Source organism: uncultured Kordia sp. (assembly GCF_947489565.1).
Taxonomy (GTDB): domain Bacteria; phylum Bacteroidota; class Bacteroidia; order Flavobacteriales; family Flavobacteriaceae; genus Kordia.
Genome location: NZ_CANLEA010000006.1, coordinates 57,745 through 76,429, shown reverse-complemented (window position 1 = coordinate 76,429; position 18,685 = coordinate 57,745). Strand labels below are relative to the sequence as shown.

General features: G+C 32.8%; 18 protein-coding genes. 7 read left to right on the top strand and 11 right to left on the bottom strand.

Features of this window, described 5'->3' with window-relative positions; all coding sequences use genetic code 11:
- Nucleotides 1-49: 49 nt before the first annotated feature.
- The 4 genes from Q0845_RS09485 to Q0845_RS09470 all read right to left on the bottom strand — a co-directional run bounded on the left by Q0845_RS09485 (nucleotide 50) and on the right by Q0845_RS09470 (nucleotide 4,387).
- Entirely contained in the window at nucleotides 50-1,822 is a 1,773-nt protein-coding gene (locus Q0845_RS09485) for a sodium:solute symporter family protein (protein ID WP_298512134.1), read from the bottom strand.
- A gap of 28 nt (nucleotides 1,823-1,850) precedes the next feature.
- Nucleotides 1,851-2,114 (bottom strand): DUF4212 domain-containing protein, encoded by a 264-nt coding sequence (locus tag Q0845_RS09480; protein WP_298512131.1) that lies wholly within the window; start codon nucleotides 2,112-2,114, stop codon nucleotides 1,851-1,853.
- Nucleotides 2,115-2,940: 826 nt separating this feature from the next.
- Nucleotides 2,941-3,759 carry a DNA alkylation repair protein gene (locus tag Q0845_RS09475; RefSeq protein ID WP_298512129.1) on the bottom strand — a complete coding sequence of 273 codons (819 nt, stop codon included), beginning with the start codon at nucleotides 3,757-3,759 and terminating at the stop codon, nucleotides 2,941-2,943.
- Nucleotides 3,752-4,387: a TetR/AcrR family transcriptional regulator gene (locus tag Q0845_RS09470; RefSeq protein ID WP_298512127.1), complete on the bottom strand. Its 636-nt coding sequence runs from the start codon at nucleotides 4,385-4,387 to the stop codon at nucleotides 3,752-3,754. Before Q0845_RS09470 ends, Q0845_RS09475 begins: the two co-directional genes overlap by 8 nt.
- A 71-nt stretch (nucleotides 4,388-4,458) precedes the next feature.
- Between Q0845_RS09470 and Q0845_RS09465 the strand changes: the two genes are divergently transcribed.
- The 4 genes from Q0845_RS09465 (at nucleotide 4,459) to Q0845_RS09450 (ending at nucleotide 8,221) form a co-directional block, all read left to right on the top strand.
- Nucleotides 4,459-5,604 (top strand): FAD-dependent monooxygenase, encoded by a 1,146-nt coding sequence (locus tag Q0845_RS09465; RefSeq protein WP_298512124.1) that lies wholly within the window; start codon nucleotides 4,459-4,461, stop codon nucleotides 5,602-5,604.
- Complete coding sequence (locus Q0845_RS09460; protein WP_298512123.1) at nucleotides 5,601-6,080, top strand: hypothetical protein; 480 nt, start codon at nucleotides 5,601-5,603, stop codon at nucleotides 6,078-6,080. The genes Q0845_RS09465 and Q0845_RS09460 overlap by 4 nt, the downstream gene beginning before the upstream one ends.
- Before the next feature lie 114 nt (nucleotides 6,081-6,194).
- The gene (locus Q0845_RS09455; protein ID WP_298512121.1) at nucleotides 6,195-7,415 is read left to right on the top strand and encodes a hypothetical protein; all 1,221 of its coding nucleotides are present in this window, start codon (nucleotides 6,195-6,197) and stop codon (nucleotides 7,413-7,415) included.
- A gap of 2 nt (nucleotides 7,416-7,417) precedes the next feature.
- The gene (locus Q0845_RS09450; protein WP_298512118.1) at nucleotides 7,418-8,221 is read left to right on the top strand and encodes an alpha-ketoglutarate-dependent dioxygenase AlkB; all 804 of its coding nucleotides are present in this window, start codon (nucleotides 7,418-7,420) and stop codon (nucleotides 8,219-8,221) included.
- A gap of 464 nt (nucleotides 8,222-8,685) precedes the next feature.
- Here the strand turns inward: Q0845_RS09450 and Q0845_RS09445 are convergent, their stop codons facing one another.
- The 5 genes from Q0845_RS09445 to Q0845_RS09425 all read right to left on the bottom strand — a co-directional run bounded on the left by Q0845_RS09445 (nucleotide 8,686) and on the right by Q0845_RS09425 (nucleotide 13,086).
- Nucleotides 8,686-8,820, bottom strand: a complete 135-nt coding sequence (locus tag Q0845_RS09445) for a hypothetical protein (protein WP_298512116.1) — start codon at nucleotides 8,818-8,820, stop codon at nucleotides 8,686-8,688.
- 78 nt (nucleotides 8,821-8,898) lie between these two features.
- Nucleotides 8,899-9,045, bottom strand: a complete 147-nt coding sequence (locus Q0845_RS09440) for a hypothetical protein (protein ID WP_298512114.1) — start codon at nucleotides 9,043-9,045, stop codon at nucleotides 8,899-8,901.
- Between the two features lie 233 nt (nucleotides 9,046-9,278).
- Entirely contained in the window at nucleotides 9,279-11,528 is a 2,250-nt protein-coding gene (locus Q0845_RS09435; protein ID WP_298512112.1) for a S8 family serine peptidase, read from the bottom strand.
- Between the two features lie 177 nt (nucleotides 11,529-11,705).
- Nucleotides 11,706-12,452: a LytTR family DNA-binding domain-containing protein gene (locus Q0845_RS09430; protein WP_298512110.1), complete on the bottom strand. Its 747-nt coding sequence runs from the start codon at nucleotides 12,450-12,452 to the stop codon at nucleotides 11,706-11,708.
- A 115-nt stretch (nucleotides 12,453-12,567) separates the two neighbouring features.
- A complete protein-coding gene (locus Q0845_RS09425) occupies nucleotides 12,568-13,086 on the bottom strand; it encodes a hypothetical protein (protein WP_298512106.1) in 519 nt (172 codons plus the stop codon).
- Between the two features lie 359 nt (nucleotides 13,087-13,445).
- Between Q0845_RS09425 and Q0845_RS09420 the strand changes: the two genes are divergently transcribed.
- Nucleotides 13,446-15,077, top strand: coding sequence for an alkaline phosphatase family protein (locus Q0845_RS09420; RefSeq protein WP_298512104.1), 1,632 nt, complete (start codon nucleotides 13,446-13,448; stop codon nucleotides 15,075-15,077).
- Nucleotides 15,078-15,158: 81 nt separating this feature from the next.
- Here Q0845_RS09420 and Q0845_RS09415 read toward each other — a convergent pair whose 3' ends face one another.
- Complete coding sequence (locus Q0845_RS09415; protein ID WP_298512102.1) at nucleotides 15,159-15,350, bottom strand: hypothetical protein; 192 nt, start codon at nucleotides 15,348-15,350, stop codon at nucleotides 15,159-15,161.
- Nucleotides 15,351-15,440: 90 nt separating this feature from the next.
- Entirely contained in the window at nucleotides 15,441-17,207 is a 1,767-nt protein-coding gene (locus Q0845_RS09410; protein ID WP_298512099.1) for an AraC family transcriptional regulator, read from the bottom strand.
- Between the two features lie 172 nt (nucleotides 17,208-17,379).
- Here Q0845_RS09410 and Q0845_RS09405 point away from each other — a divergent pair, with 172 nt between their 5' ends.
- Complete coding sequence (locus Q0845_RS09405) at nucleotides 17,380-17,997, top strand: hypothetical protein (RefSeq protein ID WP_298512097.1); 618 nt, start codon at nucleotides 17,380-17,382, stop codon at nucleotides 17,995-17,997.
- Nucleotides 17,998-18,169: 172 nt separating this feature from the next.
- The gene (locus Q0845_RS09400; RefSeq protein WP_298512095.1) at nucleotides 18,170-18,529 is read left to right on the top strand and encodes a lipocalin family protein; all 360 of its coding nucleotides are present in this window, start codon (nucleotides 18,170-18,172) and stop codon (nucleotides 18,527-18,529) included.
- The last annotated feature ends 156 nt before the right edge of the window (nucleotides 18,530-18,685 follow it).

Below are 18,685 nucleotides of genomic sequence, written 5' to 3'. Positions count from 1 at the left end.
GAGTTTTTTTCCTCTTTTTAAAGTTGAATTAAAAAATATTATATGATTTTTAATGACTTGACGCTTCTCCTGCTCCAGAAGGTATTCTAATGTTTTCTACCAGCTCTTGTACTTCTTTTGGTGGCGCTGCAGTCAATCTTGAAACTACTATAGAAACTACAACGTTTACGGTCATTGCAATAGTTCCGAAACCTTCGGGCGATGTACCAAACCACCATTCACTTTTTGGTAGCGGTTCCATAACACCGATGAGTCCTGTTTTGTAACGAATCATATAAAAGAGCATTAATACAATTCCGACGATCATTCCTGCTACAGCACCTTGCTTGTTCATTCGTTTGTCAAAGATTCCTAAAATAATCGCTGGAAAGAATGATGCTGCCGCCAAACCAAATGCCAAGGCGACGACGGCGGCGACAAATCCTGGTGGATAAATCCCAAATAATCCTGCAATGATGATGGCTACAAAAATTGAAATACGTGCTGCCAATAATTCACCTTTATCTGAAATATCTGGTTTTAATTGCTTTTTGATTAAATCGTGAGAGATGGATGTTGAGATTACTAATAACAATCCTGCGGCAGTAGATAATGCTGCTGCCAATCCACCTGCGGCTACTAAAGCAATCACCCAATTAGGCAAATTTGCAATTTCCGGATTTGCCAATACCATAATGTCTCTATCTACATACAATTCGTTTTTTTGCATGGTTGCATTGGAAACCAAACGTTCTCCATACGTTCCTCTTTGTTCCGTATATTCTGGTTTTCCTGTTAAAGCATCTCCTGCTACATATTGAATTTTTCCATCTCCATTTTTATCTGACCAAGCAATGAGTCCTGTATTTTCCCAGTTTTTAAACCATTCCGGAATTTGCTCATATTCTTTATTACTTACCGTTTCTATTAGATTTGTTCTTGAGAAAACCGCAATTGCTGGCGCTGTTGTGTATAAGATAGCAATGAATAATAACGCCAATCCGGCAGATTTACGCGCATCCTTTACTTTGGGTACGGTAAAGAAACGCACAATTACATGTGGTAATCCTGCCGTTCCTACCATTAATGCCAGGGTAATTGCAAATACATCCCAAGTGGATTTGGTTCCGCTGGTATATTCATTAAAACCCAATTCGGTATGGAGTGCATCGAGTTTATCCAACAGAAAGGTTCCAGATTCTACTTCTCCGCCCATTCCTATTTGCGGAATGATGTTTCCCGTCATTTGCATAGAGATAAAAAATGCAGGCACCATAAAAGCGAAGATAAGCACACAGTATTGTGCCACTTGTGTATATGTGATTCCTTTCATTCCACCTAAAAAGGCAAAAATTAATACTACAGACATTCCAATGATAACTCCAACATTAATATCTACTTGTAAGAACTGTGAAAATACAATTCCTACACCGCGCATTTGTCCTGCAACATACGTAAACGATACAATTAAGGCACAAATTACTGCGACTGTTCTGGCCGTATTTGAATAATAGCGATCTCCAATAAAATCGGGCACGGTAAATTTCCCAAACTTCCGTAGATATGGCGCTAAGAGTAATGCGAGTAATACATATCCGCCTGTCCATCCCATTAAAAATACGGAGCCATCATATCCCATAAAAGAGATCAATCCGGCCATGCTTATAAAGGAAGCGGCACTCATCCAATCGGCTGCAGTTGCCATACCATTAGCCAAAGGAGAAACACCTCCGCCAGCGACATAAAATTCTTTGGTTGAACCAGCTCGCGCCCAAATTGCAATTCCGAAATACAGGGCAAATGTTACCCCAACTAAGATCCAAGTCCATGTTTGTACACTCATGTTTTTTTGCTTTTAAGTTGTGATAAGATTATTCGTCGAAACCGTATTTTTTATCTAGTTTATTCATCAATCGTACATATACGAAGATGAGAATTACAAATACGTAGATAGATCCTTGTTGTGCAAACCAGAAACCTAATTTGAATCCGCCAAGTCTGAATTGATTGAGTTCTTCTCTGAATAAAATTCCGCAACCATATGAAACTACAAACCATATAGATAGCAGAATGGCTAGGTATTTTATATTTTCTTTCCAGTATGCTTTTGCGCGTTTTTGCTTGTCATCGGTCATAATTGGTTGGTTTTATAAGTAAATCAAGATTTGAAGTCCTTATTTTGAATTATGCTTACTAATATACATATTGATTTTAATTTACAACTACTTTTTCTACCAGTAGCTTTATTCGCCCCACATACTACTGGATACTTACTCTACTTGAATCAAAGTCAATTTCTTTTAAATATGAAAAGGCGCTTTCGTTTGCTAAAACGGTTAGTTAGTCCTTTTGCTTTTTATGGTTACTTGACTTCATGTTTAATTTTAAAAATCATTTATTATGAAAAAAAGAACCTAAAAACTTTAAGTCTTAAGATTTATATTCAATTGTCATGACGATGGTCAATATTGTGTCAGTCAAGAAGCAAATTGGTGTAATGGAATATGATTCTTAGCGAACTTCTGTTCGCTTTTCTTTCCTCTAAGCTTTTATATTACTGTTTTAATGTTATTTACGGCTTTCCCGTAAATAGTTGCTATTTTATTTTTGTAAGTTTATTCTTTATTAACACTAAATATTTTTATCATGAAAAAAAGAAATTTTAAATCATTGAATCTTAATAGAAAAACTATTTCTAAGTTTTTAATAAATAATATTTCTGGAGGAGGACTAAAAACCGAACACTGCTCTAATTATTGCTCACATAAAGTCTTTGAGTGCCCTGAGTCACGATCTCCTTATGCTTGCCCATCTAGATAACTAGAGTTTTTATTTAAAAAATTTATTAATGGCGAACTTCGGTTCGCTTTTCTTTTCATCATCATCATATTTATAGATCATTAAAGCTTAGAATTTTGCTTGTTAAATATGACATATTAAAGAATAAATAAAGAATTTAATCTACTTTTTCAAAATCGTACGCATGCCTCGTTTTATGATGTATGCTGTTTCTTTAGTGTCTGATTCTTTTTTCCATTGTGTACATTGTGCCGTAACCCAATCTGGTTGTGATTTGCTGGCATCGTTTAGCCAATTTGCAACGGCATCACGTACATATTTTGAAGCATCAGATTTTAGCGGATTTAGAATTGACAACGCTTTCGCTGGATCTTCTTGAAAGGCTGGTATTTTTTTCGTCCAAACACCAATTGGTCGCATTGATTCTGCGGCAAAACGACGTACATTTTCATCGTTACTCGTTGTCCATTCCGTTAACAATTCCACGGAAGTGTCCAAATCGGTCATCATACGTTCTTTAGTGGCAAAAATGACTACTTCGCGTACGCCAAAATGTGTATCGGCAGCATATGGCTTTATGGCTTTTAGTAATTCTGGAACTGAATCATGATGTGTACTTTGCGCCCAACATGCCCAACAACGCACCAAATCTGAAGTATGTGCATTGAGTCTATTATATATTTTTTCATCAGAAGTAAGCAAACCTAAGGTTTCTCCAATCACTTTTGTGTTGCTGTTGGCGGTTGGCTTTTTCTGAGCGTTTACAGCCACTTCAAAATCTTCATACCAAGCAGATTTGTCAAGCATTTCCAAAACCAATTTTAATAATCCCAATTGATCGGTTGCCAACCATTCCATTAGATTTTTGGTTTCTACCAAGCCTTTATTTAGGTATTCAACGACTTCAGGATTGAGATCTTTTAAACTTCTTGGTCCTTTTCTATCAAGTATATGTGGTGGAATTAGTTCTCTTTCACTCATGGTTTTTTGTGGTTAAATTCATTTTTTGAAATGTAGTTCTTCCATTTTCGGTTAGGTATGGAAATATTTTTGTTTTGAGTAATGTGGCATGTTTTACAATATCTTCTTTTGTGATGATATCCTGTTCAATTGATAATGCTGGAAGCCAAAAGTCACTTAAAATTTTAAGTTCTTTGAACAAATATACATATTCATCCTTGATGATTTCTTCTCTGATGAGATCGACGCGTATCAATGCTGCTATTAGTAGTTGAAACTGCTGTTCTCTTACTTTAATAAGTTCTCTGTAATGCGATTGTATTGTTGGATAATTGCGAGTAATCTGCACAAAATCGAGCATGATAAAACGATATTCGTAGAAACTTTCTGCAATCAGATCCGAAATCTTAAAAAAGCTTTCTAACAAATTAGTATCGTTTACATTTTGAAGCGTCATGGCATCCATTTTGGCAACCAGTTCCAAATATAAAGACTCCACAATATCATCTCGTTTCTTAAAATGATAGGTCAGATTTCCTAAACTAATGTCCATATCATTCGCAATGGTTCGCAGTGAAACCTTTGAAATTCCTTGCGTATTGAATAATCGCAGCGCACATTCAAGAATCTTTTCTTTTGTATTTTTCATTTAAACCAACATCATTTAGTACAAATGTACTATTTTTGTATTAGTACACTTGTACTATATATAATGATACTATGAAAGAAGTCACTATTATTGGTGCTGGAATTGGTGGTTTGACTACGGCTCTAGCGTTGGAAAAAAAAGGAATTAAAGTTTCTATTTACGAGCAAGCAAAAACGATTAAACCACTTGGTGCTGGGATTATGTTGGCAAGTAATGCCATGCAAGTGTATCGTAATTTAGGTATTGAAGAACTGTTAATTGCGAATGCTGCTCCATTGCATGCTATGAATATTACGAATAAAGATTTAAAGGCTTTTTCTAAAATAGATTTACAATATTTTAAACATACCTACGACTTACAAAGTATCTCCATTCATAGAGGAAAACTACAGCAAATACTTCTTGATCATTTAAAAACCACCAACATTTACTTGGATCATCAATTAAAAAATCTGACAAAGAAAAAAGGAGGTTATCTTATAGAATTTGAAAATGGAAAGACACTACAATCTTCATTACTCCTTGGCGCAGATGGTATTCATTCACAAGTAAGAAAAGTACTTTTTCCAGAGAGTCAAATACGCACTACAAATCAAGTATGTTGGCGTGGTATGGCTAATTTTACGTTGCCTAAAATCTATCAAAATGAATTGAATGAAGCTTGGGGAACTGGCGATCGTTTTGCTTTTGTTCAACTCAATGCGCATCAAATGTATTGGTATGCTGTAAAAACATTTACACAAAATAATCATGAGTTTTCATCAAAGCATTTGGCAACATATTTTAAAGAATATGCTTCGATCGTGACAGAAATCATTCAACAAACTCCCGTAGAGAGTATCCATACTACAGTTATGGAAGATTTGAAACCTATTCCAAATTGGCATGACGAGTTTGCTTGCCTTCTGGGAGATGCCGCACATGCAACCACTCCAAATATGGGACAAGGCGCTTGTCAAGCCATTGAAGATGCGTATGAAATTGCGAAGTATATAGCGCAATATGATTCTGAAAAAGCTTTTGCTTCATTTCAAAATTCAAGAATGCCAAATGCAAAAAAAGTAGTGCATCAAAGTTGGCAAATAGGTAAAATTTCACATTGGAAACATCCTATTGCAGTATTTTTACGAAATGGATTGCTACGTATGACTCCAAAAAAAATAAACAGAATACAGTTAGAACGCTTATTTCAATTAGATAAAAGACTCACTTCATGAAGGTCATAAATATTCATACCAGAACTATTAAGGTTTCAAAAGACAAGTTGCTTCCGTTATTTGCAACCTTATCTGAAAAAGACGATCGTATTTGGCCAAAAGAAAAATGGCCATCCATGCGTTTTAAAAAAGGATTGGTTAAAAATGCTGAAGGCGGACACGGACCTGTTCGCTACAAAGTGCTTGAGCATGATGCAAATGGACATGTAGTGTTTGAGTTTCAAAAACCAACAGGTTTCATTGGCACACATTCGTTTGAGATCACTGCTTTGGATACAAATAGTACGGAGATTAAGCACATGATTTCTATGAAGACCAAAGGATTTGCGACTCTATTATGGATTTTTGCCATTCGGTGGTTGCACGATGCTTTGCTAGAAGATGCTTTTGACAAAGTAGAAAATTATGTAACACATTCTAACAAAACAACTACTTGGAATTTGTGGGTTAAAATTCTAAGAAAACTCTTAAAGTAGTTTATAATCCTTACATTTTCTATTGCGTTATGGATGTTAATAGCTTCCCAAAATATTTTGATATGCTTTTTTGAAAAGATATCTTTAACAAACTAAGCATAACGAATTCGTAAAATGTACATCGAAAATAAAATTACCAAAGCAAAAAACATCTTATTAGTTCTTACAGATCATGAAAAACAGACGGATGAATTAAACTATTTAATTCGAAATTTTTCTGGCGCTGTGGCGGAAAGTGCTTCTGAAATCAAAGAGCATCACGAACATATTTATGCCTTTGGAAACATTTCAAAAATTGAAAAAATTGATCGAACAGTATTTGTAATTCGTGAACTTTCGAGGAATTACGAACAACTTTCTAATGAAAACATTCAAGTTATACGTTTGGGAGAAGTTCCAGTGATTGTCCACAATGCAGGTGTATATTTTAGAGATTTCTTTACAGAATTTGATGATTATTTTCATCGCATCAAGTCAGAACATGAGTTTCAGCATTTGACAGAATCTAACAAACAATCAAATGCTTTGCGAAAGGGAATTTATTTGAGTCAGGTTTCAAAAGAAGCCAACAACGATCAGGAAGAACAATTACATTTTCACTTGTTGCGCTGTTCGAGTAATCTATCTGGTCCGACCGATAATTTCCGGAAAACGGATCAAAGCATTATTACCAAATTAAATAGAGCTGCGGAAGCTGTTTTTGAAGATATAACCGATCTGAATCATGTCTTAGCGCAGATTTACCAGAATCGAAAAGATACGGATGAAAGAGCCAAAGAACGCAAAGCAAAAATCAAAGCGCATTCCGATAAGACAAAAGATATGGACAAAAGCGGATTGATTGCTTTTTGCACTTTCTATGATCACACACAATTTGAACATTTACAAGCTTCCAAAACCGATTGCTACGATTGGTGTTATGGAAAAAGTTCTGGATTGACAAAGCTTCATTTCAAACTAAAAAAATCTGTTACAGATGATAGTTTAGAAAAAGAATTTAGTGTGACTTTGTATCCAAACTCTGTCTTTATCATTCCGCTTTCGACCAACAGGTTGTACACGCATGAAATTAGACCTTCGCACTTAAATATAGAACGCATTCCAACTCGAATGGGTTATGTGGTTCGTTGCTCAAATATGGAAGCTGTGTTTGTCAATAATGAAACGTATATCAAGGAAAAAGGCGCGCTTATAAAGTTGGAGGAAATGACCAAAGAAACCTTGTCTGAGTTGCGCGACACGTATTATAAAGAGAATGTATCTGAGCATAAAGTCTCGTATGGAAAAGTACATTTTAGCATGAATTCGGGCGATTACCAAAAACCAATCTATTAGTTATGATTGAAAAAAATGGTTTTTATCAGTTTTCGCTTTCGCTGGAAGAAACGCTGTTTGAATCGTTGTCAAATTCTGTTGACTTTGAAGCTGTTGGAAAAGGCAGAAAAGGCAATCATTTGGTAAAGATAAGTGATGATGGTATTCCGCTTGTACGAACTACGACAAAGTATACGATTCCTGCACATGATTTTTCTAGCATTCATAATACAATTGCTGGACAGATAGAAAATACGGTAAAAAATACTGACGAAATTCCTTTTTCTGAAATTTCGTTCAACAATGCTTTGATTGAGATTTACACTCATGAATATACCAAAATGAAGTATCATTCCGATCAATGTTTGGATATTGCACCAACTTCTTTTATTGCCTTATTTTCTTGTTATGAGCAACCAAATGAAGTGTCAAAACAAGTGTTGCGAAAGTTAAAAGTAAGAGACAAAACAACGCTTAAAGAGTTTGAGTTTTTACTTGAAAATAATTCCGTGGTATTTTTTTCGGTGGCGACCAATTCAAAATTTCAACATAAAATTGTTTTGGAGCCTGTTCACGGAAAACAGGAAATTGTTCCAGACAATCGTTGGTTAGGAATCACTTTTCGAACTTCAAAAACCTTTGTTCATTTTAAAGATGAATTACCTTATTTTTCTGATGGAACCTTACTAGAATTGGCTAATGAGGAACAACGAAGAAATTTTTATATGACACGTGGCGAAGAAAACAGAAGTATGGATTTTGAATATCCTACCATGAAATATACGTTAAGTGAAAGTGATTTGATGTTGCCTAAAAAATCAACATAAAAATACATGCTGATTTAATAAAATTTTATTCGTACAATCCAAGTTGTTTTTTTATTATTATTTCAACTGAAATAATAATAATTCTTTCCAAAAATTTACAACATTCCCGTAACTAACTAATTACATGTACTTTGTCTTTTTAATTATTAACCAACAACTCTATAATATGTTAAAATTAATTTTAAATTTAGGTTCAGAGTTAACCAAATCTGAGTAAAGAAAAGTCAATGGTGATCGCGATCTTAGTGCCTGCTGTAATCCAACAACTCATTGTTACGATCCTTGCAACAATCCTGGCTGTTATGCTTATGGAGATCCGAATGCTTTTCCAGTTCCATATTGTATTTAAAATTTAGTTTTTAATAAAAAAGAGACTATCATATATTGCTATGATAGTCTCTGAACCTATATCAAATTTGCCCAAAAACTTGACGGTTTATCTTTTTTAAATATCTAAGGAAAAATTATAAATTAAATTGTGAAAACAATATATCTTTCATCATAGGTGTCAATGCTGCTGAGGCATTTGCGCCTATTTTAACTGCATTTGCATTATATGTTTTATATGCTACTGTCTTTGTTTGATTTGGTAATCTCATAATATGTGTGTTTTTAAAATTAATAATGACAAAGTATTTTGGATAGCGCATGTCAAACGCTATCCAAAAACTTACTTTTTAGCTAAAAGCACCAATAGCACCTTTAGCTGCTTTTGCTAAAATTGGCACTAACGATCCCCAAAAGGAAGCATTTACTCCTTCAGTAACTGCATTAGCATCATAGGTTTTGTGTTCTACTCTTTTTGTTTGAACTGGTAATTTCATAATAAAAAAATTAAAGGTTAATAATTAAATTGTTGGGAATATTGGTTCCCTGTTGTTTCACTTTAATAAGGTTATAAGCGTTTGTAAATAATAAAACAATAAGTGTTTCGACTTTGGCTCAACCAATTAAAGCACTGATACTAAATCAAATAAGCAATCTTAAGAGACAACAAATCATTTTACCAAAATGTTGCTTACTTATTTCATTTACTATGTTATGGATGTAATTCTAGTTATGAATTAATTATTGTTGTACTAACTGGTGCATACCATTCTTCTATTCTACCAATCAATACTGGTGTGATACCACTAACATCAACTTCCATGGAATAGGTTGTTGCTGCTTTATTAGTATTCTTTGGATCAAAAAATGTCAGTTGTACTTCTCTTACAATCGAATTTTGACGCGTTACTTTTGATGGGACTATTTTATAACTGCTAAATTGTTGTTTTTGTTTAACAGTTTCCTTTACAATTGTTGATATTTCTAAAATGTTATAGAGACAGTAATTTAAGGCACGGTCATCTGGTGATTGCCCTTTGTTTAATGCTTCCACATACAATCGATTTAACACAGACACCAAACCTTTTTTATCTTCACTTTCCTTTTTAATACCCATACTCTTGAGCAATGCTTCTAAAGTCCAGTCTTTTAATCCATAGGCTACTGGCGTTACTGCTTGTATATAGTTTCCATTAATCAATTTTGAGCGCCCTGAAATATAGCCTGGTAATGACATTCGCATTACATCATCTTTATTGTCATCTTTTGTGAATAAATCCTTTGGCAAGTTTTTGAGTTCTTTTTTATATTGCGCTTGTTTGTCAGGATCATTTTTATAATCATTCAACTTCATTAGATATTTACTATAACTTGTATAATTAATTCCAACATTATCTGCTAAAAAATGAGTCATTATTAAATAAATAGGATCGCTAAAAGTTGCCAATCTTGGACTAATCGTATACATTGGTGATGCATTCACATTTAACAACCAAATTAACTGACTTATCATAAATATGTTAGGCTTACCTCCTGTAGCATCTATGTATAATAAAAATGCAGCCATTGATTTATGATCATGAGGAGAATCTGTTAATGCTTTTGCTAATGCACACTGTTCCCTTTTTCCATTATCTTCTATTTTTGGCAGATTATCATACCATGTTTTCATCAATGCCGTAAACGTATCTAAGTTGTTGCGCGTTCCAAAGTCATATGAAGGTTGTCCAATTGCATTAACCAATTGACAATTTTTAAAGGTTGGATATCCTCCTGGATTAATGGCTGGATTAAACGAATTAGCTTCTTCTTGAGATGGCAATACGCCTGTTGTGTAACTATGAGATGACACTTGCACTTCTGATGCTGTTACGGCAGTATTATCTGGCTGAGCAGAAGATGTTTGTTGTTCTACTGGAGTTACTTGAGTAACTGTTGTGTTAGTTAGATCATTAGTAGCCGCTGACGGCGTGGTTTCTGTTTGGTTTTCCATGTTTGTATTATTTATAGTTAAAAAATTTTGAGGTTTTGTTGTACACGTACAACTCGATGTTTTTGCAAGAGTATGTTCACTTTTTTGGGCAGTAGTTTTTAAAATACTTTCCAGCGCATTGCCAATATGCAAACGACCTGTCATGATACGATCGCAGTTAATTTTTTCATCGAGAGTACAAGGTGTAACACTGCTGAGTAAAATTTGTCGTATGGCTAAAAGATCCTTTTCCATACCTTGTTGTTTTTGCAAACTGGCTAACAATCCTGCAATACCACTAACCAAAGCCGTTGAAAAACTAGTTCCTCTAGAAATTGCTTTTGTATGTTCATTGTTAGGCACAGCTCCTACAATATTTTCTCCAGGCGCTACAATACCTTTTGCTTTGGTTGCATTACTCCAATTACTAAAAGTAGAGGGCAATCCGTTGTTTTTTATGGAACCTACTGCCAACACTGTTGGATAACTTGCAGGTACATGCATATTGTCATCACCTTCGTTTCCTGTAGCTGCAATGACTAGTACGCCTTTCTCTTCACACAATTCCAATGCGGCAGCTAATGAAGAAATAATTGTTTCACCTTCGTTTAGTTTTTCGCCACCACTAATATTAATAATATCTGCATTATGTTCTAAAGCGATACGAATTCCTTGTTCAATATCTGCTTGTGAGCTACTTAGCAATTTACCATGTCCGTTTTCTGGATAAATACTCTTTACCAACCCTGAACAGTTTGGAGCAATTCCTGAAATACCACTAGCATGATTCGCAAAAATTAAACTACTTACAAACGTTCCGTGTTTAGATTTTACTTTTTTCAACACAGGAACGTCCAAAGATGTAATAGAAGCGTCTTTTAATGTCTCGTGTTGCAAATCGACAGGACCATCTAATACTGCAATCGTAATCGTAGGATCTCCTTCTGTTTTTGCCCAAAGCTTATCAATTCCTGATAGTGTTTCTATAACCGTCGTTTGTGTTTTCATTTTCGATTAATTTCTTATATAATTAGCGCTCTTACAGCTTTTTTCTTATTAATTTTCTTACTCAAAACTACAGTTTACATTTGCGTGAAATAAAAAAAATGTAGTGAATGAAGCTTTTTATGTAGTGAGTGAAGTCTTTTTAGCCACAAACGATTTTAACCATTTATTTTCAGACAATTACCTTAAAATAACAAGGTCTTTTAAGATGGTCTTATACTTTACACCTAGTGTAATTTTATAATCTCCTTTGAGTATTATTAGGTTGTCTTTTGGAATAATTTGCGTTATGGCTAGTGTATTCACAATATACTTTCGATGTACTTGTAGAAATGTATATGAATGTAAAAATTCTTTTATTTTACCTAAAGAGATTAATACCACAAACTTTTCTTTTTCCGTGATGATATTGCAATACCGATTTTCAACTTCGATAAATAAGATACTCTTAAATGGTACACTGTGTAAAGCGTTCTTCTTTTTAATGAATAAGCTTTTAATGTTTTTTTTCTTAGTTTGATATTCACTTGAAACGTCAACTATTTGTTGTTGAGTTTTTGTGAAAATGTTTTCTAATGTGTAGAGTATTTCTATCTCATTAAAAGGCTTATGTAGCATTGCAAAAGGTCTAGTCAATTTTGCTCTTTGATAAAAGTCTCGATTTTCAAATCCTGTTAAATATATAAATGGACATACTTGTTTTTTAGACAAAGAAATATTTTCTATGAAGGCAATTCCTTCTGGCTTTCCATTCAAAAACATATCTGTGATAATAATATCGACCGAAAGCTTTTTATAAGCTATTATTGCTTCTTGATAACTTGTCGCAATATCAATTACTTTACAAGAATGTGATTCAAGTATTTCTTTAAGAACTGTGGCTTCTTCAAGTGTTTCTTTAATTAGAAAAACATGTATCATATTCATTGGGTAGGTTTAAAATCAAATTTTGAATGTTGAAAAGATTAGAAAAGATTTAGTTGAAATAGAAATGTTTAAATTGTAGACTACTGTATAAACATTTTTATGTATTTCGCTTGGCTTAATTACCTCTACAACTAGCCCAAACAAACTTTCTACTATTTCCTTTAAAGGCTTTATTTAAATAAATGATTCTCAATATTTCTGAAAAGAATGCTACCTCAGGTGAGTCTGTGATTAGCTTTATATAATAAATATTCCTTTTAGTTTTATTTTTATAAAATTCAATATCATTTTTAATTAATATTAGATCAAATCTATTTTTAATAAAACTTTCAATGGACCATTCTTCACTTGTAAGTCTTGCTAGGTATTTGTCTTGAATACTTGTAGTAATATAATCACGATCTCTATTCTTACTAAAAGTGCCTTCATGATAAAAATCACTTGGTATTTCCTTCCCTATTACTAAGTTTATAATTGATTCGCTAGCCACATCAGCAGTTATCTTTTCTGCTGGTCTCCCAACATTATAAAAAGATACATCACCGCTTTGTCTCATCTTATTGATTAAATTAACTTCAATATTTTTGGCATTTCTAACCAATCCATGACCTTCTATAATAAATATGTCACTCATAATAAATCTTATATTAATTATTCCTACTCTATTAAAAACAGGCTTTTCAGATTCCACCTAAACAATTAAAGAAAAAAGCATCCATTTAATAAGATATTTTCTTTCATTTATTGTTCAAATTTGAGAAATATAGAGTGAGTGACTTGAAAAAATGTTGTGAACGATTAAGAAAATGTCATGAATGATGAATATTAATGCATAAAAATACCCTGAGAGTTATTTTTATAAATCATCAACGTAAGAATACACGACTTTTATAAAAAGGTAAAATTACCTGATTTTTGATATCTGAATGTTTTCATTTGGATTACAGCACATTATCTCATAAATTGAATGTCTAAACCCTTCAAAACTATAAAATGGCTACCACCGAAAACAAAAAAGATTCCCAAAAGAAGAAAATAAAACATGTGATTGTTGTGATGTTCGAAAATCGATCGTTTGACCATATGTTGGGTTATTTATATAATGATCGTTATAAGAATAAGAACATAGATAAAAAGGATATTAATGTATCGCCGCTTGGACATCCGTACTCAGGACTTACAGGGCATGAGACGAATCCTGACAATGAAGGAAATGCTATTAAAGTGTATCCTATTGATCCAAATGATAAATACACGTATTATATGCCAAAAATGGATCCTGGAGAAGGATTCATGAATACTAATTTTCAATTGTTTGGTAGTTTGAATCCGCCGTATCAACCTGGAATTGCACCAAATCAAGGTTTTGTACGTGATTTTCAGAATAAGATTGGGAATAAATATTTTGGAGATCCGCCAGTTCATAAGAAAAAGAAAACAACCAACGATTCAAACGATACTACACATACTACTAAAAAAGTGTATGATAAAGATTATGATCATTCCAAAGATTATAAAAATGACAACTATAAGAATTGGTTGCAACATCATGCGCCACCAAAATCGGGTATTGAAATTGTAAGTAAGTTTCCTGGCACAAAACCTTCAGATATTATGGGAATGTACACACCAGACACATTACCAATTTTATCAAATTTAGCCAAAGGATATGCCGTTTGCGATCATTATTACTGTTCGGTTCCTTCAGAAACACTTCCCAATAGAGCATTTATGCACATGGCAACTTCAGAAGGTAATTTGTATGATGAAATAAAGTCGTACAGTGCCAAAAGTATTTTCAAAAACCTTTCTGATCACAAACATAGTTGGGGAATTTTTGCTGATAAATTACAAAAACCATATACCTACAGCTTTTGCCAAGATGTAGCTGACAATCCAACACCTGCAGGTTGCTTTTGGGGAAGTTATGACGATTTCAAATTAGTTTTACAAGGAAAGAATGGAGCAAAACTTCCTGATTATACATTTTTAGAACCTTCTTGGGGAAGCTACGGAAACAGTCAACATCCAAACTATGATGTCGCTGCGGGTGAAAAGTATATGTTAGATATTTACAATGCCTTAAGAGAATCAAAATATTGGGAAGACACGCTTTTAGTGATTAATTATGATGAACACGGAGGTTGTTACGATCATATTACGCCACCAGGAGGCGCAACACCTCCATCACCTACAACTAAAAATAAAAATGGATTCAATTTTGACCGTTTTGGTGTACGAGTTCCTTGTGTTTTAATTTCTCCTTGGATTGAAGCTGGAACGGTGTATAGAACTAAAGGTGATGTTCCTTTAGATCATACTTCTTTATTAAAAACGATCGAAGTTTTGTTTGATTTACCAGCTTTGACCAATCGTGATAAAGCAGCTTCTGACGTATTGGATGTACTGACAAGAACAGAACCACGAAAAGACAATCCTTTAGAAGGTATTGAACCACCTGTTGCAGATGCTTCTGTGAAAATTCCGAATCATGCGTCACAAATTGTAAGAGCGCAAGCAGCTGCAATTACGGATAAAAAAAATAGAGATACTGGAACACAAAACACAACGCCAGCATTTCATTCTGACGAAGATGCAAATGCTTATATTCATCAAGAACATTAAAAATTCATACTACAGATGTATCATAAAAAAAGCGCAACAGTATTTGTTGCGCTTTTTATCTGTAAAGAATTAGAGATCTAATTATAACGAATTACCATTACGTGTACCTACAGTTGTCCTACAATCTGTTTCATCCGTATTGCATTCATTTGTAAAACATTCAACTTCCACAGTTGCACAAGCATTGGAATTTACTCCTCCTTTTGCTGCTATGTGATTTACTTTTGCAATTTTCAGTTTCGAAAGTTTTATTTTTCTTTCCTTTTTCATCATTTTATAATTTAAGGGTTACTATCATACAAATGTAGTATGAACTCAGTGTTTACAAAGGAAAGTAAGTCGTATTTACGTTAAATACGAGTACTAACTCTCTAATAAATTTAGTTTTTTGATATAAAACGAAGGATAAATTCCTGTTTGCTTTTTAAATGCTTTAGAAAAAGATTCTGCTGTATTAAAGCCTAATTCTGAAGCGATCGATTTAATATCATACGCTCTGAATTTTTTGTTTTCTTTTAATTGAATCAATGCATAATCAATTCTTAAATCTGTAATGTATTGGGTGAATTTTTTGTTTTTATGCGATTGTAATGTCTTGGATAAATACGTAGCGTTTGTATCAATTTCCTTTGCTAAAAAATTAATACTACATTTTTGCTGGAGAAACATTTTTTCTTGCTCAAACTGCTCTAATCCTTTCAATATTTTTTGAATATTATCATCACTTATTTTGTACTCTTTTGATTTGGAAGAAACGGTTTCTTTGACTTGTTCTTTTACTGTTTTTTCCTTGGTAGAATTCAGCTCTTTTACAATGGTTTCAAATCTTCTTTTATTTTTCCGTCTTACCAGATAATAATAGATAATTCCTAGAATAATGATTCCAACCAAAAAAAGACTAATCTTCTTTAAAAACAAATTCTTTTCATTTACGATATCTGTGTTTTTTTCAAGCTGCTTTATTTTAGCCGTAAATGAAGGAACGTCGTATTTCTCATATATATTTTTTGAAGATTCTTTAATTATTTTATCAATTTCAGCATCTTTATCTCTAAACATTTTAAGATAGTACAGTTCTTTTTTGACATCCTTTTTTTGCTCAAAACATTGTGCTAAAAGAATATAATTTTCTCGTGATAAAATAGAATTGATATTTTTTTTAATAACTAAAGAATCTACTTTTAAAAAATATACAAGCGCATTATCGATATCTTGTTGTAAGAAATAATTTTTCCCTTGGTAGAAATACAAGTTAGGCAACTCATCTGAAGCATCTAAATCTATTATTTTATCTTCCGCTTTTTTGAGATCGTTGATAGATTCTTTATAGTTCCCTTTTGTTTGACTAATAATTCCTTTTATCGTAAGAAACATAAGGTAGGCGCCATTATCCTTAGCTTTTATACTTTTATCAATCCCTTGTAAACAATAAACCGATGCTGAGTCTGCATAGGCTACTTTTTCTTTTGGATATTCTTCTGCCAAACTAGTGTATGCATTACTAATATTTAACAAGGCATTTATATAGTCAAAATCATTCAAGCGAGGATCCTTTTTTTTATGGAGTCTCTCATAAAACAACAGGTTTGTTTTTGCTAAATTTAATGCTTGCTTTGTTTCTCCAATTTGATTTTTTACAAGCGAAATAGAATTTGCAATTAACGCTAACTTGATAGAGTCATTATCTTTTTTAATCAAATTATAGGCTTCTGTATAATTTGTTATAGCTTCCTTATACATGGATGCCTCATAATAAATAATTCCTTTCAAATAAAGGCTACTCGCATAATGCTGCTTATCATTTACTTGTTTGGCTTTATTTAAAGCACTATTCACAAAATACAGCGCACTATCTTTTTGCCCTAAAAACCTATACGCCAATGCATATTGATGTTCTCCAATATAAATTTCTTTGACGTCTTTTTTTTCTAAAGCGTTTCTATAATAAGCATTTGCGTATACTTTCGCTAATTCGGAATTGTTAGGTATAAAAGTATAAAAAGCCGTTTGTAAGCTATCATAACTTAATGCTTTTAAAGCTTGGTATTTAGGAATTGTGAGTTTTTGTGCTTGGACATTTGGAATTTGGACAAGGAAGCAGAAGCATAGACATAAAAAAAATCGGAACATAGATCGAATTCAACATTAAAGTTTAAATATAGGAAGTTCATGGTATGATCCAAACTATATCGTAAGTTTTTACAACTAGTCGTATTTTACTAAAACACGACTTATGTTGATTGTTTTCGAGTTTATTTCGCTGTTGTTTTGGAGTATTATTAATTCAAAATATAATCAGATTATGAAAAAAACACTTTACTTATTATTGAGCATTCTTATTATAAGTTGTTCAACAGACGAATTAAACGAACCTACCGAAGCATCAAATGACACTTCATTAACTAAAAGATATATTGGTACACTTCCTGTATTCGGCGCAGATGATGTAAAATTGAAAATGTATTTTGACGAGGAAAGCATTGTCGATAATACAGAATATGCAGGAATACAGTTTACATCAGAACGCATTCATGATAAAGAAATAAAGGTTATTGTTGACTATTATCATGCAGGTAACCAGATGGTTTTTGTTCCTCAAGAATTTATAATTAAACCAAATGAACAAAGGTCTAATAAACTGTATAATGTTTCTGCGTATGATATGTTTACCTGTCCTGGACTTGATACTAAAATTATAATGAAAATTAGAAAAGTATATTATGATGGAGCAGAAATTAACACGTATGAAACTGTTCCAACTTCTGGAAGTATTTCAAACTCATTTTATACATTTTGTAATAATTCAGTAGGCGGCACACCAATTGATTATGATCATGATGGAGTTGTAAATATTGAAGATGATTGTCCGTACACATCAGCAGGTGATGATGATTCAGATAATGATGGTTGTCCTGATTAAAAATAAATGATATCAGTATAAAAAAGCTTCATCAAACCAGTGATCATCTCGCTGGTTTGAGTTGTTAAAAATAGCTTCAGATATATTCGTTACGCATTATTGTAACATTTAAAAGAAATACTACACACATAAGCATTGACTATAACAAACCCACTAAAAAATAAAAAATCTTATGAAAAAAATCATTGTAGTAGCTTTTGCATTGTTACTAATATCATGTACGAATGCTGAACAGTATGAAAAAATTGTCGGAGAATGGAATTGTTCTGAATGGATCATAGAATCTTCAGGAAAAGACAGATGTAATAATAATGTATATTTTAATTTTAAAGCAGACAAAACCTACAGCTCAAAAGTGACGGGACTAGAAGAATCTGGAGTGTATAGAATTGAAAACGGATTGTTATATTCTACACCAGAAAATAAATTAGAAATTGGAGTTGAAATCAGCAAATTAGAGAATGATACGCTGCAATTTGTAATGAGTAGATCTGGTCAAAAAGAGATTTTGACATTGATTAAAAAGAAATAAAAAGACGGTAGTACTTACCATTATTTCTACGTATATAAAACACAGTTTTTAAAAACTATGTAAAACCAGCAAACTGAACTTTGCTGGTTTTTTTAATATATTGAAATACTTCTTTTCTTTTTACGAAATGAAAAGATTCTTCTGTAAACCATACGA